General features: G+C 66.9%; 15 protein-coding genes and 1 CRISPR repeat array. Of the genes, 5 read left to right on the top strand and 10 right to left on the bottom strand.

Annotated elements, in window-relative coordinates:
* Window positions 1-164: 164 nt before the first annotated feature.
* A CRISPR array of direct repeats spans window positions 165-480; the repeat unit is 35 nt; unit sequence GTCCCAGCAGTACTTCCCTGATAAGGGATTGAAAC.
* Between the two features lie 52 nt (window positions 481-532).
* From M8445_RS18185 to M8445_RS18165, 5 genes are all read right to left on the bottom strand, one after another.
* Window positions 533-6049 carry a DEAD/DEAH box helicase gene (locus M8445_RS18185; protein ID WP_273991508.1) on the bottom strand — a complete coding sequence of 1839 codons (5517 nt, stop codon included), beginning with the start codon at window positions 6047-6049 and terminating at the stop codon, window positions 533-535.
* Entirely contained in the window at window positions 6046-7287 is a 1242-nt protein-coding gene (locus tag M8445_RS18180; RefSeq protein ID WP_273991507.1) for a hypothetical protein, read from the bottom strand. The genes M8445_RS18185 and M8445_RS18180 overlap by 4 nt, the downstream gene beginning before the upstream one ends.
* Window positions 7284-8948 (bottom strand): hypothetical protein, encoded by a 1665-nt coding sequence (locus tag M8445_RS18175; protein WP_273991506.1) that lies wholly within the window; start codon window positions 8946-8948, stop codon window positions 7284-7286. Before M8445_RS18175 ends, M8445_RS18180 begins: the two co-directional genes overlap by 4 nt.
* 780 nt (window positions 8949-9728) lie before the next feature.
* Complete coding sequence (locus tag M8445_RS18170; protein WP_273991505.1) at window positions 9729-9905, bottom strand: hypothetical protein; 177 nt, start codon at window positions 9903-9905, stop codon at window positions 9729-9731.
* 58 nt (window positions 9906-9963) lie between these two features.
* Entirely contained in the window at window positions 9964-10695 is a 732-nt protein-coding gene (locus tag M8445_RS18165; RefSeq protein ID WP_273991504.1) for a glycoside hydrolase family 25 domain-containing protein, read from the bottom strand.
* 236 nt (window positions 10696-10931) lie between these two features.
* Between M8445_RS18165 and M8445_RS18160 the strand changes: the two genes are divergently transcribed.
* Window positions 10932-12083, top strand: coding sequence for a hypothetical protein (locus M8445_RS18160; RefSeq protein WP_273991503.1), 1152 nt, complete (start codon window positions 10932-10934; stop codon window positions 12081-12083).
* 122 nt (window positions 12084-12205) lie between these two features.
* Here the strand turns inward: M8445_RS18160 and M8445_RS18155 are convergent, their stop codons facing one another.
* Window positions 12206-13561, bottom strand: a complete 1356-nt coding sequence (locus tag M8445_RS18155; protein ID WP_273991502.1) for a hypothetical protein — start codon at window positions 13559-13561, stop codon at window positions 12206-12208.
* A gap of 767 nt (window positions 13562-14328) precedes the next feature.
* Here M8445_RS18155 and M8445_RS18150 point away from each other — a divergent pair.
* Window positions 14329-14457, top strand: coding sequence for a hypothetical protein (locus M8445_RS18150; RefSeq protein WP_273991501.1), 129 nt, complete (start codon window positions 14329-14331; stop codon window positions 14455-14457).
* Window positions 14458-15659: 1202 nt separating this feature from the next.
* Here M8445_RS18150 and M8445_RS18145 read toward each other — a convergent pair.
* The 3 genes from M8445_RS18145 to M8445_RS18385 form a co-directional block, all read right to left on the bottom strand.
* Window positions 15660-16895: an outer membrane protein assembly factor BamB family protein gene (locus M8445_RS18145; RefSeq protein WP_273991500.1), complete on the bottom strand. Its 1236-nt coding sequence runs from the start codon at window positions 16893-16895 to the stop codon at window positions 15660-15662.
* 276 nt (window positions 16896-17171) lie between these two features.
* Window positions 17172-18407: an MFS transporter gene (locus M8445_RS18140; RefSeq protein WP_273991499.1), complete on the bottom strand. Its 1236-nt coding sequence runs from the start codon at window positions 18405-18407 to the stop codon at window positions 17172-17174.
* A 4-nt stretch (window positions 18408-18411) separates the two neighbouring features.
* Window positions 18412-18978 (bottom strand): hypothetical protein, encoded by a 567-nt coding sequence (locus M8445_RS18385; RefSeq protein WP_425557518.1) that lies wholly within the window; start codon window positions 18976-18978, stop codon window positions 18412-18414.
* 18 nt (window positions 18979-18996) lie between these two features.
* Between M8445_RS18385 and M8445_RS18130 the strand changes: the two genes are divergently transcribed.
* From M8445_RS18130 to M8445_RS18120, 3 genes are all read left to right on the top strand, one after another.
* Complete coding sequence (locus tag M8445_RS18130; protein WP_273991498.1) at window positions 18997-19380, top strand: transposase family protein; 384 nt, start codon at window positions 18997-18999, stop codon at window positions 19378-19380.
* Window positions 19381-22614: 3234 nt separating this feature from the next.
* Window positions 22615-23726 (top strand): IS630 family transposase gene (locus tag M8445_RS18125; protein WP_273991497.1). Its coding sequence is split into 2 segments (ribosomal slippage): window positions 22615-23041 and window positions 23041-23726, totalling 1113 coding nucleotides; the frame shifts between segments, so codons are not numbered across the junction.
* Between the two features lie 281 nt (window positions 23727-24007).
* Window positions 24008-24448 (top strand): hypothetical protein, encoded by a 441-nt coding sequence (locus M8445_RS18120; RefSeq protein WP_273991496.1) that lies wholly within the window; start codon window positions 24008-24010, stop codon window positions 24446-24448.
* Between the two features lie 44 nt (window positions 24449-24492).
* On the opposite strand, the gene M8445_RS18115 is transcribed toward M8445_RS18120, so the two are convergent.
* Window positions 24493-24924, bottom strand: coding sequence for a hypothetical protein (locus tag M8445_RS18115; protein ID WP_273991495.1), 432 nt, complete (start codon window positions 24922-24924; stop codon window positions 24493-24495).
* Window positions 24925-25033 lie beyond the last annotated feature (109 nt).

Below are 25033 nucleotides of genomic sequence, written 5' to 3'. Positions count from 1 at the left end.
TTGTATACACCGGCCTCTATTTCTCATTTTCGTCCCGCAGCCGTTCTGGTCGACAAAAAATAGGCGTGGCGTCTCTCATAAAACGAAAATGAATGCATACTCATGACGCGCTTACAGTTCACATGCTAGAAAGGCCGTGCTGCACGTTTCCGCCAGACAGTAGAGTCCCAGCAGTACTTCCCTGATAAGGGATTGAAACCGGCAGGCAGGGCCACGAACATGCACATCTTACCCGTCCCAGCAGTACTTCCCTGATAAGGGATTGAAACAACGCCGTTGCCGCGTATCAGGTTTTATTGTTGGATGTCCCAGCAGTACTTCCCTGATAAGGGATTGAAACGCGCGTTTAAGTGCGAGTTTGAACGCATCGTTCAGGTCCCAGCAGTACTTCCCTGATAAGGGATTGAAACGCCATGTCGGCGGCAATTGCGTCGTTTGCGGCTGCGTCCCAGCAGTGCTTCCCTGATAAGGGATTAAAAACCGCCCCCGCCTACTTACAAGTGGGGGCGGTTTTACGGACTGTCTGTCGGTGTTACAGGGCGTCGCTGGGTCGGCGCAGCAGGCGCAGCACGCTGACGATGGTCACGGTCTCGTCGGGTGCCAAGCTGGCCTGCGCGGCGTGCAGGTACGGGTGGTCTGGGGTCCACAGGGGGTGGCTGACCAGCACGGTGCGGGGGCCGTGGCGGGTGGCAGCCTGGAAGGCGGGCACGTGCGGGTGCAGGGTCGTGGGTGCGTAGCCCAGCTGGGTCAGCGCGGCGGGAATGGGGGCGTGTGGGCCGCTGACCAGGGGGGTCCAGGGGTTGGGGTGCTGGCCGTGCGGGGTGTGCAGGTCGGGCGTGGTCAGGTCGCCGCCGAGCAGGCGGGTCAGGTCCAGCGCGAGGCGCCAGTCCAGCAGGGGGTGGTAGGCGGCGTTGCTGTAGTCGCGCAGGCAGCGGGCGCAGCTGCCGTCGCAGTCGGGGGCGTGTGCGTGCCAGTGCGGGGCGAGGTGCGTGTGCACGTGGCCCAGCAGGTTCGTGAAGGGCGTGGTCTGGCCCAGGTGCGTGGCGTACCCGGCGCCGTTTTCCAGGCGGTCGCACAGGAAGGCGTGGCCGGTAGCGGTGGTGTGCCCGGCCCCGACGTACATACCGGCGTCGAGTTCGGTGGGTTCGATGTCCAGCAGGGCGCTGGCGGCGGCGCGCAGGGTAAACGCCAGGGTGTACCACGCGGCGCGGCCGTCGACGGTGGTGGTGGGGGCGTGCGTGTGGGCGGGCCAGTCGCTGGGGCGGATGAGGAGGGTGTCGGTGACGCGGCGGGACAGCAGGGTGACGCGCCGGCTGCTGGCCGCGCGGTGCGGGGCGGGGGTGGGGTCAAGGGTCGCCTGGTACACGCCGGGGTGGCCGGGGTGGGGGGTGAAGTCGAAGCCGCCGCGTCCGCCGCCGTCGTTGTGCGTCAGGAGTTCGTCGGTGCGGGCGATCAGGGTGGTGTTGGCGGCGTGGGCGGTAGGGGTGGGGGCGCCGCGCACGGCGAGGGTGGGGCGGGTGCTGCGGCCCGCGTACTCGATGTGGCCGTCGTAGTCGTCGCGGGTGCCGTCCGTGTAGAAGTGGCGAGGTTCGCGGGCGTCCAGGACGCGCACGGTGGGCTGGGCGCAGGTGGGGCAGGTGGCGTCGTGCTGGCCGGGACTGGCGGGTTCGGGCATCGGGTGGTGCACGGCCTGGCAGGCGCTGCACAGGCCCAGCAGCAGGGGGTTGGGGTCCGCCAGAGGCGGGTGCAGGCCGGGGCCGGTGCGGGCGCCGCGCGTGCCGGGCTGCAGGTCGAGCACGCCGACGGCGGTGTGCACGAGTTTGTCCTTGACGATGTCCGCGCCGGGCGCGAAGGAACTGATGGCGAGGTCCAGGTCGCGGTCGACGGTGTCGGGGGTCACGTTGCCCCGCGTCAGCCAGGACAGGGAGTCCAGGTACAGGTTGCGCACGCGGGTGGGGAAGCCGAACATGGGCAGCAGGCCTGCGTTGGCGAGGCGTTCGCTGAGCAGCGGCTGGGTGTACCGGGCGTCGTTCACGACGGCGTCGATCTCGCCGGGCAGGGTGTCCAGAAGGCCGGTCAGGACCGCGTCCGGGTGGGTCAGGCGGGTGTGAGCGGCGAGCGTGCGCGCCAGGGCGGCGAGTTCGGCGCGGCTGTCCGGGTGGCTCAGGAACCGGGTGACGGTCGCGCGGCGTCTGGGCCACTCGTCGGCCGTCCCGAACTCGCCGTGCACGCTGTCGGGTGCGTCGCTGCGGACGGTGCCCAGCGCGCGGCGCAGGATTTCCTTGACGAGGACGCGGCGGTAGATGCTCTCGCGGGCGGTGTCCAGGTACGGGGGTGGGGGGGCGTCCCCGGTGATGCTTTCCGGGCGGGCGTAGTAGTACGCGTCGTGGCTGCGGCCCCGGCAGAAGGTCAGGGCGACGCTCAGGCCCGCGCCGCGCCGCCCGGCCCGGCCGACGCGCTGCTGGTAGTTGAAGCGGCGGGGCGGCATGTTGCTCATGGCGACGGCCAGCAGGGAACCGATGTCCACGCCGGCTTCCATGGTGGTGGTCACGCTCAGCAGGTCCACGCCCTGCGCGCGCCTCTCCTCGCCGGGCAGGAACACGTCCTGAAAGTGACGTTGCCGGGCGGGGCGGTCGGCGCTGCCCGTCTGTCCCGTGAGTTCCTCGGTGTTCAGGCGGTACGGCGCGCCGAAGTCCCGCGCGAGGTAGGCGTAATAGTCGCGTTCCACGTTCCGCTCGCCCGGGTGCAGCGGGGCGGCGCTGTCGGTGGGCTGCCCGCCGCGCGTGACGGTCTGCGCGCAGGTGGCGCAGCGGCCCCCGGCGCGGTGCTGGTAGTACGCGCCGCAGCGTTCGCAGCGCCACCCCTGCGGGTGCCCGGCGAGCAGGTCCAGGTTGCGGGGCCGCAGTTGAATGGAGCTGCCGCCCGGTTCGGCGTGCCCCGCGTCGATCAGGCGCGTGATGAACGCGTCCGGCTCGATGCTCAGGGCGCGCAGGTAGATCAGGGCGGGGGCGGGCAGGGTGCGCTTGCTGCCCGGGTGGGCGCGGGTGGAGGCGGTGTGCAGCCGCTTGACCGCCAGCAGCCGGGCGATGGCGTCGGCCGCCTCCTGAATGTGAACGGGCGTGCCGGGCGGCAGGGGCGCGTGCACCTGTCCCTGCCCCACACTTTCCAGGGTGCGGACCACGTGCGTGAACAGCACTTCCATGATCTCGCCGAGCAGCAGTTCGCGCAGTTTCTCGTCGTGCGCGCGCGCCTCGCTGCTCGTGTCCACGGTCACGGTGCGCTCGGTCCAGCGGAACGCCTGGAACCACCGCTGGGGGTGGCCGTCCTGCTTGAAGCGCAGGGCGTCGCGGGTGTTCCCGCCGGGGCAGATGCCCAGCGAGAGCAGGTGCGCGTACACGGCGTCCCGCAGTTGCCCCAGCGGCACGCGGGACGGGTACTGGCGCAGCAGCGCCGCGGCGTCCGCCTCGGTGTTCGCGTCGCCCAGACCCATCAGCCACATCATCAGCGGCTGAAAGCGCGTGGCGTGCTCCGTGAGCAGCGTGCGGTCCTCGTCGGTCGTGGGGGCGTCCAGCACGGCACCCAGGGCCGGGTTGACCGTCAGGAGGCGCTCGCGGCTGCCGGGCACGCGGTCCGCCAGGGCGCGCACGCTGCCTTCCAGGGTGCGCCCGGCGTCACTCAGGGCGTGCAGCAGGGTCACGCGGACCATGTCGCGGTAATGGTCGCGCTCCATGCCCGCCGCCAGGCGCGCGGCGTCCTGGCGGCTGTCACTGAACACCACCAGTTTCCGGTTCTCCGGGCCGACCTCGCGCATCAGGGTACTGCTCAGCACCTGCGTGGCCTTCTGGAACCCGGTGCGGTGCGGGCGCAGCGGCGTCGGGAAGCGTTTCCGGCGCCGGAAGTCTGTGCTGCACGCCGGGCAGACGGGCGGCATGGCCGGGGCCGCCCCGGGATTGTCGCCCTGTACGGTGTACACCCACACGGGCTGCAGCATGCCGCTCTCCTGCGCGGCGCGCGGGGAACGGGTCAGCGTGCCCGTCTGCCGCTGAAGGTGCGCCTGCTGCCACGAGCACTCCAGGGACACCGGCGCTCCCTGCGGTTTCCACGCGTATGACCGCTGTTCCGGTGGCGCGTCATGCGTCTCCACGGGCCACAGGACGGCGTACGAACCGTGGGCGCGCCGCTCCGTGCCGTTCGGCACGCCTTCCAGGTCGGTGCGGTCGGCGCTGAGCACCTCGGCGTTGCCCTGCGCCTTGCGCTGCGCCCCGTAGAACGCCACGCCGCACACGTCGCACACGATCACGTCCAGTACGCGGCTGCCGCACCCGCACGCCAGGCGGTGCTCGTCATGCAGGCGGCCGACCGGCACGCGCTCGGTACGGCCGGGCACGCAGTCCGGGTCGGTGCACGCCCACAGGTTCTGCACGTTCTGGAAGAACAGGTGCCCGCGGACCGGCAGGACCGGGCGGCCGTCCGGGTGCCGCGCGGCGCTCAGGGCCATCAGCAGTCCCCGCAGGGCCTGCGCGTTGCCGGGCAGCAGGCGCGCGGTCAGGACGTCCGTGCGGGTGGCGCGGACCGTGCCGGTCCCGTCCTGGCAGGCGGCCCGCAGCGCCCCGGGCACCCCGGCGTGATCCAGCGCCGCCGCGATCCGCTGCGCCGCCGTACGGTCCCCCTGCCCGCCCGCGCCGTCCAGGGCGTCTGCCAGGGCGTGCAGGGCGGCGTCCGGGATCTCGGGCGGGTCCAGCGGCGTGTGCGCGTCATCCACCGCGCGGGCAAACGCCTCGAACGCCCCCGCGTGCGCCCCCACAGGCGACCCGGACGGCGCGGGCGGCTCGGCCACCGCACCCGTGATGAACGAGAACCGCTCCGGACTGCGGCCGAAGAACTCCGTCAGGAACGCCCGCCCCGCCGGGCTGTCCTCCAGGCTGGCGGTGGTCGCCACGATCCGCAGCTGCTCACTGTCCGGACTCAGGCCCAGGCGGCTCAGCAGCAGCCGCACGATGAACGACACTTCCGTGCCGGGCGTTCCCCGGTACGAGTGCAGCTCATCGACGATCAGGTGAAAGACGTTCCCGGCGTCCGCCTGGAGCCACGCGCGGGTCGCCTCGAAGATCGGGGCCTCCACGTCCCGCATCAGCATGATGTTCAGCATGGAGTAGTTCGTGATCAGCACGTCCGGCGGCACGTCCTGCATGTCCCAGCGGCTCCAGGCTTCCGCGCCATCCGGGTCCGGGAAGTGATGCCGCACGTCCGGGTCCGCCACGCCCGCCAGGGCCTCCACCTGCCGGTCCAGGGACAGCAGGTGCTCGCGCAGGCGCTTCATGTTCCGCTGGCCGCGCGCGCCTTCCGTCGTGCCCGGCACCGGCGTCAGGCCCGTGTACCGCCCGAACGTCACGCGGTTCCCGCCGCGCTCCCGGTCCAGCCACGCCGTCACGTCCGGCGCCGTCAGCACCGCCCTCAGGCGCCGCAACTGATCCTCGACCAGCGCGTTCAGCGGGTACAGCACCAGCGCCCGGACCGCGCCCGGCCGGGTCACGTGCCCCCACTGAGACGCCTCCCGCCCGGCCGGGCGGACCCCCGAGCCTCCAGCGGACGCGCGCCACCAGGCCCGGCCCGGCGCGGGCGTCCGCACCGGGGACCACCCGGCACTCTCCCGCGCCAGCTCGGCCAGCAGCGGCAGCAGGAACGCCTCGGTCTTCCCGGACCCCGTGCCAGTCGTGATCACCAGGTCGCGGCCCTCCACCGTGCCCAGCCGCAGCGCCTCGAACTGATGCGCGTGCAGTTCCACGTCTGGCGGCAGCAGCGGCGCCGCCAGACTCCCCAGGTCCCGGGCCGCTCCGGGCAGGCTCGCCGCTGCCTGCGAGAGCGTCCGCCCGCTGCTCACGTACTGCGCGACCGGCTCCACCAGCGGCGGCTGCGCCAGCAACCCCGGGCGGGCCAGCAGCGCCTGCCGCTCCCGCCGCAGGTCCCGGTCCCGCAGCGGAAACGCACTCTCCACGTACATGCCGTACACCCGCTCCAGGCGGGCGTGGAGTCCGATCAGGTCATTCATGCGTGAACCTCCGGCGCCGTCAGGTCAAGCGCCACGTCCAGCTTCGCGGCCAGTCTCGCCGCCACCCGCAGCGGCACGTTCTGGTACACCAGCCACCCGCCCCGGCTCTCCGGTAACAGCCCACTGCACAGCACGAGCGCCCGCTCGTACACCTCCGGCAGGCGGCCCTCGAACCGCACCGCCAGTTCCTCCCGGTCCGCATGGAACCGCCAGGCTTCCAGCAGGCCCATCGCCTGAACCGCCAGGAACCGCAACGTGAAGAACTCGCCCTCCACCCAGCGGCCGTCCACGTGCAACGCGTGCTGCGTGCGTCCGTCCGGTAACGTCAGCTCGAACAGGCCCACCTGACCGCTGAACGCGGCCTCTGCAAACCGCTGTCCATCGAAGAGCCGCAGTTTCAGCAGCTGCGGATTCACGCTTCCCAGCGTGCCCAGCCCCGCGCGGTACGCCGCGACCCCAGGCAGCGACAGGCTCAGTGCGTCCGCCGGCCACACCAGTTCCCCGGCCCCCACGCCCTGCGGCACCACCACCCGGCCCGGCCCGCCCGCCTGACGGTCCACGCTTCCCAGCGTCAGGCTGCGCGAGTCCCGCGCGCCCACCAGGAACCGCACCGGCCGCCCATCCACCTGCACGCACGCCACGGCCGCGGGCGGCACCGCCCAACGCCCCCGATCCAGCAGCTCAAGGTGCCCCAGCAGCCGCAGGTGCCGCGCCAGGCGACTGGCCAGCCCGGCGTCCGTCACGCCCAGCGCCCTGCACGCCGCCCGCAGGGACGACCACGACCCGGTCCCCGCCGCCGACAGGAACCACAGCAGCCGCTCGGCCGCGTCCTCCGGAAGTTCCGCGTCCCGCGCCAGCACCCGCGCGTCCACCTCGAAGGGATTCTCGAACGACTCCCGCCGCACCTGCCGGTACTCCAGGCACTGCCCCAGCGCCCGCACCTGCAGGTCACCGGACGCCATGCCCTGAATGTCCTCCAAACCGAACGCGTCCGGCAGCGGCTGAGACAGCACCGGGCATTCCCCCAGGATGTCCTCCAGCTCCTCCGGCAGCTCGCCCCACTGCTCGGTTTCCAGCGTCAGGAACAGCCAGAACTCCCGGCCCGCGTGCCGCTCCACCCGCAGGCTCACGACCACGTCACCCAGTCGGTGCCGCTGCACGAACCGCGCCACCTTCTCCACCGCCACGGGCGCCGGCCCGTACGTCCGGTACGCCCGGAACCACCGCACGCCCCTCACTTGGCGAACACCTGGGCGCCCTGCACCACGGCCGTCCCCACATCCACACCCATGTCCGGCGTCACGGCCGCGGCCGCCACCCGCAGCGCCTCCCACGGCACCACACTCACCAGCCGCACCGCCCGCACGCCACGCGACTCACCCGTCAACTCGTACTCACCGACCTCGTCCAACACACCCACCACTTCCTCCCCGGGCACGACCGGCTCCGCGTAGATCTCACGCCCACCCCGGCACACCGTCAGGAACGCCTCCGAGAAAAACGACGACACCGACACGGCCGGAGCGCCCCCCACCAGGTACGCCCCCGCCCGCTGCGTGCGCACGCCACCCTGCACGTGCACACTCACGCCTCCCGCCGGCCGCAGCGCGTCATGCAGCGCCCCTGCGTTCCCGGCAGGAACCTCCGCCCAGTGGTTCCCGGTGACCATCACGTCCCGCAACTCCACCCAGCCCGCCCCGACCGCCACAGGCTCACCCGCCCAGCCCAGCAGCCCCTCCTCCCTGAACCTGCGCACGTCCGCCAGCAGCGGCTCCGCCAGCAGCAGCACCACCCGCTCCCCCACGCCCGGCATGCCCAGCGAAGCGAACATCCCGGCGTTATCCGGATCCGGCCGCAGCAGCCAGAACTCCCGCGCGGGCAACACCAACGCGTCCACGAACGCACTCCCCACCACCGGAAAACGCGTGCCTACCGACAATTCCTCCGGGCGCACCTCCCCGAACGGCTGGTAAAACCCGGGACGTTCCACGCGCAACTCCGTCAGCACCCCCCGCACCTCCACCACCAGGTCCGCCAGACGCACTCCACGCGGCTGACGCGGAAACAGGCTGAAGACCACGTCCCCCCGCCAGTCCTCATCCCGGTACAGGCCCGCCACGAGCTGCCGCGCCGACAACGCCGCGCTCACTCCACCCGCCCCGCCAGACGCATGGAACGCCTGCAGCACGTCCAGCAGCGCACTCTGCACGTCCTCCGCCGCCGAGCCCGTCCGCTGCAACAACTCCCGCACCTTCACGCTCGGCGCGCCATCCGCCCGCAGGCGCGACGTGACCGTCTCACCGTCCCACCCGGCCGGATACGCCCGCTCCGCGAACACCCGCATCAGCCGCGCCCGCTCGGCCGCCGACACCAACGACTGACTGATCGGGTAACGAATGAACCGCTGCGGCCCCTCGCCCCCCCGCGCCGTACTGTCAAACCCCCGCGCCCGCAGGAACCGCACCCACGCCGCCCACAGAGGCTCCTCCTCACCCACCGGCAGTCCCGGCGGGCGACCCTGCGACCCCACACCCACCCCCAGCACGCCACCCAGCCGCCGGAAGTAATTGCGTTCATGCACGGCCGCCGCCACGTCCGTCTGCATCTGCGAGGCCGCCAGCACCATGGCCCCCAGAAACGCCACGCCCAGCGGCCACCCCTGCGGGTCCCCGCCATGCATCCACGACACGTCCACCCGCCCGGCCCGCACCGCGCTCTCCTGCACCGCCGCCAGAAAATCCCCCGCCCACGTCCCCCCGTCCCCCGGCACGCCCCACCGCTGCACACCCACGCGCTCCAGCGTGTCCTCACTGACCTCCAGGTACACCGTGCTGCCCAGCGGCGCACCGTGAGTGACATGCTCGATCAGGGCGGTATTCCAGTCGTAATACGAAGGCATACCCCAGATATGGCCAGACGAACGGCAAAGCGGAACGAAAAACCCCCCTCACGGCGGGAGGGGGAAAAGAGACCTTATCAGGGCAGTATTGCTGATACCTACGAACAGCCGCCTGAGGCTGTCGAATACCGGATGTTTCAATCCCTTAGCAGGGAAGTACTGCTGAGACGACGTGACGCCTTGGACGCCTACAAGTCCTTGATGTTGTTGCAATTCCTTGGCAGGGAAGTACTGCTGGGACGACATTGCCATGAACAACCGGTACACGAACCGCCCGTCTCAATCCCTTATCAGGGAGGTACTGCCGGTACGGCTATCATTGGTGGCCCTAGGTTCATGACTGTAAGGTTTCAATCCCTTAACGGGGAAGTACTGGTGGGACACCTTATCCAGTTGCTTAACGCTCACGATATTGCGTTTCAATCCCTTATCAGGGAAGTACTGCTGGGACCTGTTGGATGATGAAGACTTCACTGTTGCGCCTGTTAGCATTACCACGTTTCAATCCCTTATCAGGGAAGTACTGCTGGGACTCTACTGTCCGGCGGGACCGTGCAGCACGTCATTTCTAGCATGTGAACTGTAAGTGTGTCATGAGTATGCATTCATTTCCGTTTTATGAGGGCCGGTATGCCCCTTTTTTGCCCGTCAGGACGGATGCGGAACGAAAATGAGAAAACTGCCTCCGTGCATACTTATTTTTCTGGTCCCAGATGGGATTTCTGTTTCTCATCTGGATAATCTTTATTTTCGTTCCGTTCGTTGGTCGCCCCGGCCCCCTCATTCCTGCTCCTGGGGGTCGTCCAGGTCGTCCAGCCAGGCCCACCCGTCGTGGTGGGGGCGGGGGGTGGGGCGCAGGGGGCTGCCGGTGCCGCCGCAGGTGTGGCACTGGCCGTCGTCGTAGCCGGTGCCGCTGCAATCCGGGCAGGTGTCGTCGAACAGGTCGAAGTCGTTCATGGGGTCTCCTGTGGGGTGGGGGACGAAGTGGCAGAGGTGGTGACGTCGTGGCGCGTGGCTACGCGGCCAGCGTGTCCAGCAGCGCTTCGACGTCGCGCGCACGGTTGCGCAGGGTGCGGGTGGTGACGCTCAGCCGCTCGGCCAGCGCCTGCTGCGCGCCGTATGCCCAGACCAGGCGGGCCCGTCCGTCCCGGAAGGTCACGGGCTGTTCGGGGTTCAGGGCGTCCGCGGCGAGCCAGTCGCGCAGGTGGGTGAGGGCCGGGTGCCCTTCGGCCCTGGCGAGCAGGGCGCGCAGGTCGGCGGTGGCCTGGGCGCGCTCGTAGCGGTCGGCGGGGTCTGCCGTTTCGTCCACTATGGCGACCGGGTGAAGGGTGCCGTCCTCGTCGGGCTGGTGGTCGCTGGTGAACGTCAGGACGGTGCCGCTGGAGCGGTGGTAGCCGATGCGGCGTTCGTCGCTGCGGCGCGCGCTGTTGTTGTACTCGTACATGGCCTGATGGCCCCACCACCCGGCGAGGGGGGCGAGGTCGGCCTGCCAGTTCAGCAGGTCGGTGGTGCGGCGGAACGCGGCGCGCAGGACAGTGGCGGTCGCTTCCTCGGCGGCCAGTTCGAACAGCGCGCCCGTGATGCCTGCGCGGCGGACGTTGGCGAGGAAGGAGGTGCGGGCGTCGTGAATGAGGAGGGTGTCCTCAAGGAGGCCGGTGACGAAGGCGGTGCGGTCGGCGTCCGCGCCCGTGATGCGCGCGGCCGCCTGACGGCGCTGGTGAAGCTCCTGGTAGACGCGACTTTGCATTTCCGCGTGGGTCGCGGCGTCTTGGATCAGTGTGAGGCACAGCGTGTGGGGGTGGCGTCGGTCGGTTGGCTCAGGGTGGGGTACGCCAGTTGGCCAGGTGGCGTGGGGAGTGCTGGGGGGCAGGGTGATGACGTGGGGCACGCGGTGGTCCTCCGTGCCGTGCAGCTTCCGAAAGTTCCTGTGCAGTCACCTGAAAAAATGTGAAACCACTGGGCGTGGGGGCGTATGCTGGGTCGGTGCTGTCCCTTCAATTGCCGCTGGACTGGGCTGAACCGGTGCGACTCGCGGCCCTTCCCGCAGACCTGGGGGCGCTGGACGCCCTGCACGCTCTGCGCGCTGGTGTGAACGTGCGGGAGCGGGTGCAGGTGCTGCTGTGCCTGTGTGCCACGCACCTGCATCGGGGTGAGGGCGGGCTGGCCGTCCGGTGGGCTGATGAGGCGCTGGCCCTGACGCGTTCGCAGCGGCTGGCGCGTGACCTGCGAGGGGAGGCGCTCGTGTGGGCCGCGACGGCCGCCCGTGTTGAGGGGTTGTACGCGTCCGCGCAGGCCCTGGCCGACGCAGCCCTTCGCACCCGCGCAGCTCAGAGTGGATCAGATCAGGGCGGAGCCGGCACGCCCCTGCGGGTACGGGCGCTGCTGGCCCGCGCCGCCGCCCGTCGTCTCTCCGGGGACCCCTGGGGCAGCCTGAGCGACACGCACGCCGCGCAGGAAGCGCAGCGCACCCAGGCGGGCGAGGTGGCCGTCACGCTCGTCTGGATGGCCCTCGATCCGGCCTCGACCGCGAGTCGCGCCGCGACGCTGGCCGGGCAGGTCAGCGGGGCCCTCCGCGCCCGCCTGGCCTGGACGCTGGCGGAACACGCGCTGCGCGGAGGCGCGCAGGAGGAGGCGCAGCGCTGGTTGAAAGAGGCGCTCGCGTCGCCATTCGCGCAGGAGGAGGCCCGCACCTGCCCACTGGCGGTCAGTGCCGCCGGTGGCGCTCTGCCCCGCACTCCCGCCGCGCGGACGGTGCAGGTGCTGACCCTCACGCGGCGGGGCCTGCTGGACGGCCTGAGGTTCGTGCCGGTCCCCGGGGACGGCCGTATGCTCGCAGTACTGGCTTTCCTGATCGATGCCGGGCCGAGTCACTGGGAGCGGCTCGCGGACGCAGTGCTGGGAACAGGCTCGCGTGAGGCGCTGTACGGGCAGGTGCGGCATCACCTGAGCGTGACCCGGCAGATATTGGGACACCCGGGGGCCGTCACGTCCCGCCAGGGCATCGTGACCCTCGACCCTGGCATTCACTGGTCATGCGACGCGCTGACAGGCGGCCCCCACAGCGGCGCGTGGTTACCGAACGTGCACGGCTGGTGGGTCGACGAGCGGCGCGCCGCCCTCGCCCTTCAGGGGTGAATGATGCGGATTCCGATGGACTGGGTTGCAGAGCCGTTCCCTCCGATCGGATGCGCCTCGGAGAGCTGCCTGCAGAGGAGGAGCCACACGGAGTCTGCATGAGAGGACGGACCGCTGCGCGCTCAGGACAGGGTTAGGACTTCGGGCCGCGCCTGCTGGTCAAGCAGATCCTGCACCTGCCCGGTCCAGTCCGTGTAGAGACCCGGCAGGAACGCGCCGTGCGCCCGGCCGTGACCGGCCAGAACGTCACTGGCGTCCACGCTCAGCTCCCACTCCGGCGAGAGCACCAGCAGGTTCCCCTGGAGCGTCACGGCTTCCGGGTCACCCAGCCAGCGGGTCAGGACCCCCACCGCAGCGCGCACCCGCGCCCGGACCTGCGGTTCAGGCACACCGGGCAGCACGTCACTGCCCAGCACGGACAGGCCCGTCTGGCCGTACATCGCTAGGTACGTGAGAACCGCGAAGGCCCGCGCTGACGTGACAGGCACCGGCTGACCGTTCACTTTCAGTTCCGGCACCCCCAGCGCCCGCAGGTCCGCTCGGCGCGCCGTCCGGTCTGGCACGGTCTCCGGGAGGACCAGACCGGCCTGACGGCCCAGAGCGAACAGGTGCGGGAGGCTCGGGGCCTCGTCCCGCAGTGGGTACGGTTCGTCAAGGCTGATCACGGTGTTCAGGCGGGTCAGTGCCTCATCCGTCCGCCCATCCCGGCGGGCTTCATCGGCCAGGTGCAGATCCAGGCGCACCACGTCGTGGGCCAGCGCGTTCGCCCTCAGGGTTTCCAGTTCCACGGGCGTGCCCAGCAGCCGGTCGATCAACCCCAGCATCAGCACCTCACTGTCCAGATACGGCCCTGGCGGCGACAGTTCCACGGCGCGCACCTGCGCGTCCCGCGCTTCGGTCAGGCGGCCCAGATGCCGCAGCGCCATCGCCTTGGCCCGCCAGGGAAGCCGCTCGTTCCGGTGACCACTCGGCAGTTCCAGCGCCCACAGCGCCCGCCGCAGCGCCGCCTGCGGATTCCCGCTCAGACGTTCAAGGGTGCTCAGGCAGGTGCGGGTCAGGGTGCGTTCCAGCGCTTCTGTCCCGGTCAACCGTTCGGCCGCTTCCATCGCCTCGAACAGTCGCGCGCGGGCCTGCACAAGATTCATGCGGCTGAGGTGCTGCCAGCCGAGGTTGTACAGCACCAGCGCCTGATGAATCGCGTCCCGCTGCCCGTGCTGCCAGGCGCGCACGTGCAGGTCGTACGCCCGTGCGAAGCGCCGGTCATGCCCGTACAGCACGGCGCGGTCCATCAGCATGCGGCCAAGATTCTTACCGCTCAGCAGCGGTTCGGCGCGCTCGAACGCCGCGTGGCCCTCCTCCACGTGCCCCAGGTGGTACAGCGACCACCCGCGCAGCCACAGGTGAATACCGCTGTCCTCCAGCGTGTCCAGCAGGGCCAGGGCGTCCGCGTACTGTCCAATGCTATTCAGACGAACCACTTCAGGGTAGGCGGGCGTGGCAGACACGCCCGCATTCTGTCAGGTCCCCGCTGGGGGCGGGGCCGTGAGGGTGGGCGTCGGGCCCACACCCCCGGAACCCTGCTCGGCGCGCGCGGCACCCAGCAGGCACAGCACAGTCAGGAAGAACACCCTCATGCAGCCCTCCACGGAAGCGCCCCCGTTCAGGGCACACCTCGGGGTTCAGGCCACCCGGTGGCGGCCTGACGGAACAGTTGTCGGTCGGAACGGGATCACCTGCCGACCCTGTGCCGGCGGGGATCACCACGCACCCCAGGGGCGCGGTCCTTCCGGATGGCCCGCTGCTGCCGAAAGCGGAAAGTCGGTTGCGCGGCCCCGCGAACGGGACGTGTCCCGTGCGTACAGCGGCGCACCAACGCAGCACGCCTGCCAGCACCTGCGAGGGACTGCCAGTGAGAATTGGTGCTGGCCGGCCCGGCCGGGTCTGGGCGGTCCACTCGTCACTCGCCGCTGGCAACGATGCCCTACTCCAACCTGATGTCGCTGGAGGGTTGCAGCAGCACTCTCCGGAACTTCCCAGGATCCAGGGCCATCGTCATCCGGGGGATGCGCGATTGTCTTGTTGCGTTCCAGACGTGATTAAACCCAGGTTGTCCGGTCCTGAGGGGCACGCATGGCGGCGGACGACCTGCTGGTCAGTGCGTTTGAGCCCCTACGGGAGGCCTGTTTTGCCATGATGACTGAAGACCGCGCTGGGCTGACTGGGTGACCTGAAGCCCGCGTCCCCGGTGACGGTGCAGCAGGCCAGGACGGTCGAGGTCAACGCCGCCCCAGCTGCTGCGCCCGCCGCGTCCGGGGAGCCGGTGATCACGGTCGAGTGGCCCGGTGCGCCGATTCCGGAAGAGATTCCCTACTGATCCGGTTGGGCAGTTGCTCCGCTCAGGCTTCTGCGAGCACATCGCGTGACCGCTCCCAGGCCGACCAGGGTAGGTCAGCCTGAAAGCGATTGCGGAAGAGCGGGGACGCTGTCCTGGACGCACGAAAGGGCATGTTGCCTGGAGGACGGTTTACAGTTGATTACGATCATGAAGGGTTTCTGAAGAACCAAGAGCGAAAAGAGGCCCCAGAAGGCAAAATAGAGAAAAAGGCGCTGGGAGAGGGAAAACGCGAGGTCTGAGGAAGACATTGATGCTGGTAGGCTCAACACTTCTGAGTTCAGGGAGTCTTTACGAAGTTCCCAAATCTGTATAGTGGTCATTTTCTATGCAGAGAATCGCGTTTTTCCTGTCCTGGAGGGACTCTGACAAAAGCTAAATGTACGATGAATCACTTTCCGTGAAAATATTGTGCAGAACGGCGAAAGCGTGGTACGCTGAAAGCGCGAAAGATATTATTCATGCTATGCAATGAATAATTCACCCTGGGCGAGTTATGAGTGCCTAAAAGCACGTGCTGCACGATAACGAAAAAAGGGCCCCTCCAATGACCTTCCCTGCTAAGGGATTGAAACATTTTCCGCTCGTGCTCTCTTTCAACCCACTCAACCTCCAATGACCTTCCCTGCTAAGGGATTGAAACGCCAGATCTCCGCTCCCAGTGACGAAGTTGCGGAACCTTCAGTGACCTTCCCTGCTTAGGAATTGAAACCGCTTGGGAGCGTCGAACGAGATGTCACTGAGCGCCTTCAGTAACCTTCTCTGTCAAGAAGTTGGCACTAACAATTATTAGTGTGAAAAGGCGTTCCTGAAATCCGGGGTACGCAGGTCCTCAATTCCGTTCAGGGGTGCCTTGTTGACGTTCTGGTGAGGGAGGCCGTAAAATGTCGTCTGGGACGCACTGAAACGGTAAAAACCGATTTTTCGGGCCAATATTTGAGAGGATCCCATATTCCAACTACCCCCTCTCTTTTTATTCAGGAGTATATGAATCCGTATTGCACTACTTCCATCCCGCTCACGCCCCTGCTTAAGCCTGGGTAGGGGGAGATTCGAATGAGATTACAGGGACGCTCTTTCATCCGTGCCGATGAACGACGGTCGAATCAGGGGTCTTCTAAATCCCCCTGTTTGCCATATATGGCGCAATATATTTTGAGATCCCTACCAGTAATTCCTTTTCCTCAACGTACCGGGCGGTAAGCGACGGCATCCTCACCCAGCTGCACGATGTTCCCCGTTCCCGGTTCCAGCAGCGGCGTGCTGCTCCGCCGCGTCGCCCGTGGATTACTCTTCGCGCTCCGCGCCAGCACCTTCCCGTCCCGCGTGTCCACCGCGAACAGGTAGCCGTTACTCAGGTACGCCACGCCCCGCACGATCAGCGGCCGACCGCCGAACGAGAACGCATTCTCCCTCGGCGGGTAGAACGTCCACTTCAGCGCCCCAGTCTGAAGGTCATAGGCGTTCTGGCAGGCGTCCCCGTTCGGCGTCGGGTACACCTGACCGTCCTCGGCGCTCACGTCCACCATCAGTGTCGTCCCGCCGTTCGGGCACAGGGCGCGCGGCACCTTCCAGCGTTCCGTCCCGTCAAGGTTCAGGGCGCTCAGTTCCGCGCTCGCCGTTTCCAGCGCCACGATGGTGTCCTTCTCGATATCCAGTGCCGTCCACAGCAGCAGCGCACCGTCCATGCGGTCCATCTCCTTCTCCCACCGCCGCGCGCCCGTGCTCGCCGTGACCGCATGCAGGGTGGTCCGGCTCAGGCGTTTCGGGCCGTCATCGTAATCGGAGATCCCGTACACCACGAGGTCATGCTCCGCACTGACCGCTACCCCAATCGCCAGATGCTGATTGGTGGTCTCGCCCTGCGGGTACTGGTGATCCCACACCGGGTCTAGCCGCCCGGCCAGCAGGTCCGGGATGCGGTACGCGACGACGCCTTCCTTGACCAGCAGTATGGCGAGGTCACCGACCTGCCGCATGCCTTCGAGTCCCCAGCGGATGCCTTTCTTGTGGTAGGCGGCGGGCAGGGTCAGGGTGTGCTGGAGGGTCATGTCCGGCCCCCACACGCGGATACGGTCGCCCTCGTTGTACTCGATCAAGCGCTGTCCAGCGCTGATGACGCTCGCACCGGACCCGACCGGGACGTTGGGGATATTGCCGTAACTCCAGGTGACCTTCCGGGCGGCCACGTCGAAGGCGTTCAGGGCCGTCTCGTCGTCCGCCACGGTGAACAGTCGGTCGTTGTGGAAGAACGCAGGTGCGAACGCGTCCTGATAGACGCTCGGCAACTCCCAGGCGGTCGTCAGGCTGGGAATGCTGATGGGCTGACCGGTCACGGCGTCATGCAGATTCCCTGGATGCCCTACCCCACCACAGGCAGACAGCAGCAGACCCATTCCCACCAGCGACAGACGCAACATGAAGTCAACGTAGCGGGTGGGCTGTCCATCCACAAGCACAACTGACCAGCCGCGATGCCCCAACAGAGACGGAAGACAACGCCAGAGGGTTTACGGGCCTCCCGACGCAGCGCGGGTCTCATAGGCCATGTGTTGCCCAGCCCTCATGCAGGGTCACGGGTTTTTGCCGCAGGACTGCAGGAAACCTTTCTCGGCGACCGGCTGCAGAACATCACGGAACTCCATTGCTCTACGCTGCCATTTCACAACATGATTTCGCCAGGAAGATGCTGCGCTTCACTGCAACTCCGGTCCACGCGACCGTTTGTCACCCTCTGCGTGCAGCCCAAGCCGATCCTTGTCGTGATCCATAGGCCGCCCGACGGCCCAGTACAGCAACACAACGAGCATGATCACAGCGCATGCCACGAAGATGATGGAGCCGGATACGACGCTGCTGACACCGCCCAGGATGAGGTAACCGATGGACGTGCTGAGGCTGTCCAGACCCGTGACTGCCGCGAACAGCCGGCCCTGAACGCTTTCCTCGACGGTGGAGTGGAGATGGGCGTAGACGAACGATTCGATGATGGACTGCGCGAATCCGAAGGTCAGACCGTACCCCAGCATGGCCAGGAGTGTGCCGTGCCCGTAGGCAATCCCGACGAAAACCAGGGCGATCAGTGCAACGGCAGCCGTGATCGTTAGTCGCTGGTTCAGCTGGTTGCCGAATTTGTTGATGACGAGGCCGCTGGCGATGACACCCACACTCATGGCAACCAGAAACTGACTGAAGCCCCTGGCATTGAAGCCCCAGTCGATCATCAATTTCGGCAACTGCGATTCAACCGGCGTTGAGAACAGACTCACGAGAATGACGGTCACCGTCATCACCAGCAGCGTCCGGGAGCGGAGGATCAAGCTGTAGCCGGACAGGTCAAACCGGCGGATCGGGGCCGATGAAGGATCAGGCCTGACATTGGGGGCCAGCCAGATGAACACGTTGGTCAGCATGAACAGCCCGGCCGCCAGCAGCACGGTCTGCGCGGGGCCGATGGCTTCAATCAGGAATCCGGAAGCCAGCAGGCTCATGGCGGTGCCGGTCTGGGTGAAGGACGTGACAACCCCATTACTCTCCAGCATTTTCGTCTTGTTGACGGAAGCCGTGAGGACCTTACGCAATCCTGGGCTGTGGGGCAGTTTGACAATGCCGATCAGCAGCGAAATCGTGAGCAACAGCGGAATCTGGTTCTGACCGTCTGCGAGGGCAATCAGGGCGAAGGCGACGAGCAGGAAGACCCGGATGACCACTGAACTCACCAGCGTCAGACGGGTCGAGTACCGGTCCACGATGGAACCGCTGATGGGTGAAAGGATCGTCGGGAGGAAGTAGAGCCCCAGGTTGATGGACAGGAGTGCGGGTGATTCGGTGAGGGCCAGGATCGTGAAGGACAGCGCGATCCCCGCCATGACGGCGCTGATGCCGGTTGTGGTGATCAGCGCGAGGTAATTTCTGAAGGATGCAGTCCACATGCGCTCATGCTCCTGTGTGGGTGGGACGGATGAGGTGCTGAGCAATCAGGCGGTAGATCTCCTCGCCCACCTGGATGTTGTCGGGCCTTTGCAGAATAGACCTCCTGCGAAAGTCCCCCGCTCCCCTGCGTGAGTGAGCCACGATCGCCTGGAACGCCTCCAACAGCTGAACCGCACACGCTTCAAACGGCACACCGGGATCTACCCCGAAACCTTCGCCGAGACGGAATTTGTCCTGGACTAGCGAGAACGCTCCAAGAAAAAGTCCGGTCGACCCCCCGCCCTCAACACTGCGCAGCAACTCCTCCTCCCCCTCGAATTCTGGCGGGAATACCGCACCTTCGCTCACCGCGGCCACGACTGGAACATTCACGAAACCACCGTGCAGCGCACGGTGGAACGCGTCGAAACCGCCCTGATCCAGAGCGGAGAGTTCAGACTTCCTGGCCGCAAGAGCCTGAAACGGGAAGAGAACGTCTTCCAGATCATCGCCGTAGATGCCGCTGAAACCCCCTGTGAGCGGCCGACCAGCTAACAACGCCGCTGGTACAGCGGCAAGAAGAAACGACACGCCCTGAAAACGCAGGTCGTGATCGACGTGTCCACCCGCATGATCCTGTGCGTCGCCACCGCCTTCGGGTCCATGCATGACCTCACCCTGTTCTGGCAGTCGGGCGTCCAGATCCATCCAGAGTCGGCGCTGATCGGCGATGCCGGCCACCAGGGTATTCGGCGGCACCACGGTCACTCGGTGACACCGCACAAAGCGACGAAGAAAGCGCCGCTGACCCCTGAACAGCGTCAGCAGAACCGGGAACTGGCGTCGACCCGCAGGCGGGTCGAGCATGTCATTCGGTGTCTGAAGATTTTCCGCGTGCTGAAGAACATTTACCATCATCGGAGGTGGCGCTTCTCTTTACGCGTCAATCTCATTGCGGCGCTATGTAACCGCACCGTTGTCAACGTGGCGTGACTTTCGCAGGAGGTCTACTGGCGCGCATCCTATAATAGGTTTCCTGCGAAAGTGAACCTTCAGACTGCCCCATCTCCGCGCTTCTGCTGCCTGCGAGGAGGAATCCGGACACAGGTTCGAGAGCCAGAGGGACTTTCGCAGGTGGCTGGTGGCAATATCTCGGCCCTGCGCTAATGGAGGCACCTGAATGAATCCGCATCTCCTGGCCCTGGCCACCTTCGTTGTGGGCATCCTGCTCTGGTGGAGCGGGCGCCGCAGTCAGGACCGGTGTGGGGGTCGTGGGTTTAGCAGTCCTGGGGTGGTTGGGGTATCTGGCCGCCATGTATTACTTGGTCAATATTTACCGTTGAGCTGCAGTCAAGATGTGCGCGCCGTCCTCTGAACGGCGCGCACATCTTCTGTCGATCAAAGTCCACCGCCTGGGAGACTGACACTACTGATGAGAATGCCCCCGACGGGGCATTCTTGAGCTGTCATGACACAAGAACAGCACACCGACGGGGACGCCTCCATCTTATTCCACCGCATCTTCGACCTCCTCCGAACTGCCCCATGGTCGGATCAGCGATATGCCCGAACCCGTGACGACCCGGGAGCCGAACGGCGAGGCGGTGCGACCTGCCGGGAAGGGGTGCAGGATGCCCAGCCGTGAGGGCGGATGACGACTGCCGATGCCAGAAGTGCAGGGGTGATTCAGAGCGAGTTGGGTTCCATGACCGGGTGTCGGCGGTGACTCGTGACCAGTGACCGACCAGCGGGAGCACCGACCTGAGCCGGGAGACCAGGCGTCCCGTGAGGGGAAGGCGGCGTAGCGTGACCGACCTAGAAGCGGCGATGGAGAAGCGACGTGGCCACCTGGACCGGCCAGTCGTGACGCCGACCGATGTCGGAAGGGGAACGGATTGCCAGACCGAAGGGCGACCCGTGACCGCGAGTTGCACAGAGGTTCGGAGGGTGAGCGTCACCCGAGACTGACCCCGGAAAGTCACGAAAGGAGGGGGATCGGGACAGTGTGACCGACTCGGGAAGCAGTGACAGAGGGACACCAACCTCTCTCAATTGCTGACCTGTGATGCTGGAAGGCGGCCATATGTTCACGCCGAAGGGCGACCCATGACCGCGAGTGGCGCCGAGGTTCGGAGGGTCAGCGTCACCTGAAGCCGACCACGGGAGGTGACTGGACAGCTGACCGGCGAGGGGCGACGGGGGCAGAGTGACCCACCCGGAAGCAGTGACGGAAGCCCCGGACTGGGGTGACGTGACGGCGACTGGTGACGGGAGTGCGAAGAGATGTGCCGCAGACTTCCAGACCGAAGGGCGAACCTCGACGGCGAGCGGCGCCGGGGTTCGGAGGGTCAGCGTCACCCGACACTGACCCTGGAAGGCCAGGGAAGAAGGAGAAGCGGAGCGTCCCCACAGCCGGGGCCAGGGCAGAGTGACTGACCCAACCAGCCGGCCGTGGCGACCACTGACGCCGGAAGGGCAGAGGAGAAGTGCAGCTGGTTCCCCGGTTGAAGGGCGACCCGTGACCGATCCGGCAGCGGCGACGGAGGAGCGCCGACCCCTCTCAACCGCTGACCCGTGACGCCGAAAGGCGGCCGGATGTTCAGGTGCGAGGGTGTCTCGTGACCGCGAGTTGCGGCGACGTTCGGACAGTCAGCAGCACCCGAGTCCTGCCGGGCGACCGACCTGGAAGCGACGACGGAGGCCCAGGACTGACCAGAAGTGATGGTGACTGGCGGCCGGAAGTGCGGCAGCTTTCCAGGCTGAAGGGCGAGTCGAGAAGGGCAACGGAGGAGGAGGGTGGCAGCCCAGACCGGCGAGTCGTGATGCCGACTGGGGCCAGAAGTGCCGCCGACTTTCACGGTCTGAGAGCGGCGACGGGTGACGCCGACACCTCTCCACTGCCCAGCCGTCCACCCCCTGTTCGGGCCGAGGTGCGGGTGACGACCGCGAGTTGCGCCGGGGTTCAGGGGTGCAGCGTCACCCTTCACGGACCAGCGGAAGGTCACTGGCGAAGAGGAGGCAGGGTGTCCCGTGACGGGATGGCCGGGCCGAGTGACCGAACTGACAGCGGCGACGGAGGCCCAGGACTGGCGACGTGTGACGGCCACTGGCAGGGGGAAGTGAGGCGGATGTCCAGACTCGAAGGCGACCTGTGACTGACTCGGAAGCGGTGGCGGATGACGACTGCCCTCTCTCAATGGGCGACCCGTGACCCGTCGAAGCAGCCGGAGTTTCAGGCCGGGGCGAGGGTCAGGACCAGGAGTTGCAGCGAGGTCTGGACGGTCAGTGTCACCCGACACTGACTTCGGAAGGCCAGGGGGGAAGGGGAGGCGGGGCGTCCCGTGACGGGACGGCCGGGCGGAGTGACCGACTCAGGAAGCAGTGACGGCAGCCTAGGACTGACGAGGCGTGACGGTCACTGGTGCCGGGAGTGCAGGGGGAAGTGCAGCGAACTGCCAGACCGAAGGGCGACCCGAGAGCACCGACGAAGGAGCGCCGACCTCTCTCAACCACTGACCCGTGACGCCGGAAGGAGGCCTGATGTTCAGGCGCAAGGGCGACTCATGAACGGGAGTGACGCCGAGGTTGGGAGGTGTGACCAGTGCCTGGAGGTTAGCGGGCGATGGTCCGCAGGGGGGAGGCCGGGTGTCCAGTGAGGGTCTGGCGACCGTCGCGCGACGACTCGATGACGGGATCTGAGGTGGTCAGATCGACGCTCGATGCAGTGACCTGTGCTTGCCGAAAGCGCGACCAGTGAGGGTCACGAGTGCGCGACATGACCCGCCGAAGTGCGCGATTTCGAGCCTCCAAAACCCGCTGTGTTCCCGATCTGGGTACAGGTGCGCGAGGCGCGTTCCGCAGGCCGCGAAGGGAGGGAAACCGGGCCTACCGAGAGACCGATCTGGACCTGCGCGGGACCGCCAGGAGTTCCGGGCGAGGCGGTGCAGGTCCTGCTCCTGGCAGGCCGCGCACCGGTCAGCCCAGGCGAGGTGCCGGGTGCATCGTTCCCAGCAGGGTGGTCAGCGGCGATCAGAGAGCCGACGAGCGGGGTTCCCAGGGCGGTGGATGAAGGCCCCAAACCCCTGACCGATCGGTTAATTAGTGTATTTAGCCCCAGTCCAGAAATAATATTGGGTTAACTAGTCACCGAATATTGGGTTAACCAGTCCAAATAATATTGGGTTAACTAGTGGATGACCACAGGCTTGGCTTGATCTAAGCTGAGGGATGGGGCGAAAGAAACAGTTTGTGGTGGTGTTGACGGCAAACGAGCGGCAGGAACTGACAGACATGACCCGCAAAGGCGTCCACAGTGCGCGGGTCATGACCCGCGCCCGCCTGTTACTGCTCAGTGACCAGGGACTGAAGGATCGGGACGTCGCCGAGCGGGTGGGGGTCAGCACCGTGACCGTAGCCTCCATCCGGCGCAAGTTCGTACAGGGCGGCCTTCAGGCCGCCCTGTACGAAAGGGCCCGGCCGAAACAGCCGCCCAAACTGAATGCTCATGGGACGGCCATCCTCATTGCCGAAGTGTGCTCCGCGCCCGTCGGACGCGAAACCTGGACGATGCAGTTGCTGGCTGATCGCCTGGTGACGCTGGGGGTGGTGGACAGCATCAGTGATGAAACCGTCCGGCGTACGCTGAAAAAAACGTCCTCAAGCCGTGGCAGGTCGAGAGTTGGTGTGTCGCCCAGGTAGGCGCGGACTTCGTGTGGCGCATGGAAGCCGTATTGGACACCTACGCCCTGCCCTACGATGCCCGTCGGCCGGTGATCTGCTTCGACGAGAAGTCCTACCAGATGCTCGATCACGTGCGCGATCCACTGCCACCAGTGCCGGGACACCCGGCACGGGTTGATCATGAATACAAACGCTGTGGCACGGTGAATTTCTTCGTGGCCTTCGAACCGCTGATGGGTCAGCGCACGGTGACGGTCACGGAACGGCGAGGCAACGCCGAGTTCGCGGCGGAGCTCCAGGCGCTGGACGTGCGGTACGCGGCAGCGGACACGATCGTGCTGGTGCTGGATCAGCTGTCTACGCACAGTCCAGCCGCGCTGTATCAACATCTCCCGGCCGAGGAGGCGCGTCGGCTGAGCCGACGCTTCGAGTGGGTGTACACGCCCAAACATGCGTCGTGGCTCAACATGGCGGAACTGGAGTGGTCAGTCCTGCAACGACAGTGTCTGGGGCAGCGCTTAGCCAGTGTGGATGCCGTCGAGGCGGAACTGCTGGCGTGGGAAACAGACCGCAACGCGCGGTCTGTGCGGGCGAATTGGCAGTTCTCGATATCAGCGGCACGAGACAAGCTCAAACGCCACTACCACTTCGGTGAATAGCCATCGTCATGCATGTGGTCATCCACTAGTGCGACCCCGATTCATACTCGTCGGCAACAGCAGGGATCGCAGATACCCCTGGCCTTCATACCTGCGCCCGGTACCCTGCGGGCATGAAGAACCGGACGGCAGTGCAAGCGGGATTCAGGCGGAGTGCGATGCTCGCACTCTTGGCCACCACCGGAATAGGGTCGGCGCAGGGGAACGACGGCCCGCTCTTCACGCCCCTCACCCAGAAGAGCCTGCAGGCCTGGGTAACTCGCGTCTGTGCGGGCCGGTGCGTGCGGGTCGCCCCCTCTGCCCTCCACGCCGGGCACGCTCAGACCCTGCTGAAGGGCGCCACCGTCCTGCGCGTCACGCGCGGCGCAGAGTCGTTCCTGCTCTCCTACGACCTGGGCGTCTTCAACGGGCAGCTTCACCTGGGGCAGGTGTCCTTCGTGCCGGTGCGGGTGCAGGACCGCTGGACGCCCACCCGCCTCAACCTCGTCGCAGGCTGGATGCAGGACCTCGCGCGGGGCCGCGCGACCAGCGCGAAGCTGTGGGCCTGCGTCGACAGCCTCAAACGCAACCAGTACACACGGGACTTCATTGATGACGGCTACGGCCCGGACGCCCTGGGCGTACTGCGCCTGGATCCCGTCACCACCGTGCAGGGTGAGTGCTTCTGGCTGCCCGACAACCGCAACGTCGGCTTCGCGTTCGCAGGCAGAGAATTCAACTGATCGGCAGTTCCGGAGCGTCCATGGTTGATAGGCCGGACTATGGTCTACAGGGTGTCCTTCAGGCTGACCGCGAACCGGACGATCCGGTATCCGGCCCGGCCATTCTCGGCGGTACAGCTCCCTTCAAGCGTACTGGGCAGCCCCTTCAGCGCTGCCGTGGAGGCGCGGTCCAGAGTCTGCAGGCAGGCCTGAGCGGCACTGGCTGGAAGTCCGGCCAGTCGGAGCCAGTCGTTCAGGATGGGGCGGGCCGCCTGCACCCCTCGCCGGATCGGCACCAGAAATTCGAACTTCAGAACATCCAGCCGTCCGTCTGGTCGGGTGCGGGCGGTCAGTTCCGCGAGGATGATGCCCGTCCCGGCGAGGTTCAGGGGGTAGCGGTACACCCGGAACAGTTCGCTCGCGTCGGCAAACTTGTCGCCCGTCAGGACGGGTTTCACGTCCGGGCAGCGGGCCGCGCGGCAGAACGAAGATGTCAACGTAGTCTGAGGCAAATAGGGGGCGCCCAGCAGGGGGGTGGCGGCAGAGGTGAAACCCAGCAGGGCAGCAGGGACGGACAGGAGGAGCAGTCGTGACATGAGGGTTCCT

The organism is Deinococcus aquaticus (genome assembly GCF_028622095.1).
Classification (GTDB): Bacteria; Deinococcota; Deinococci; order Deinococcales; family Deinococcaceae; genus Deinococcus; species Deinococcus aquaticus.
Note: the sequence above shows the minus strand (reverse complement) of the source record. Positions and strands in the feature narration are given on the sequence as shown.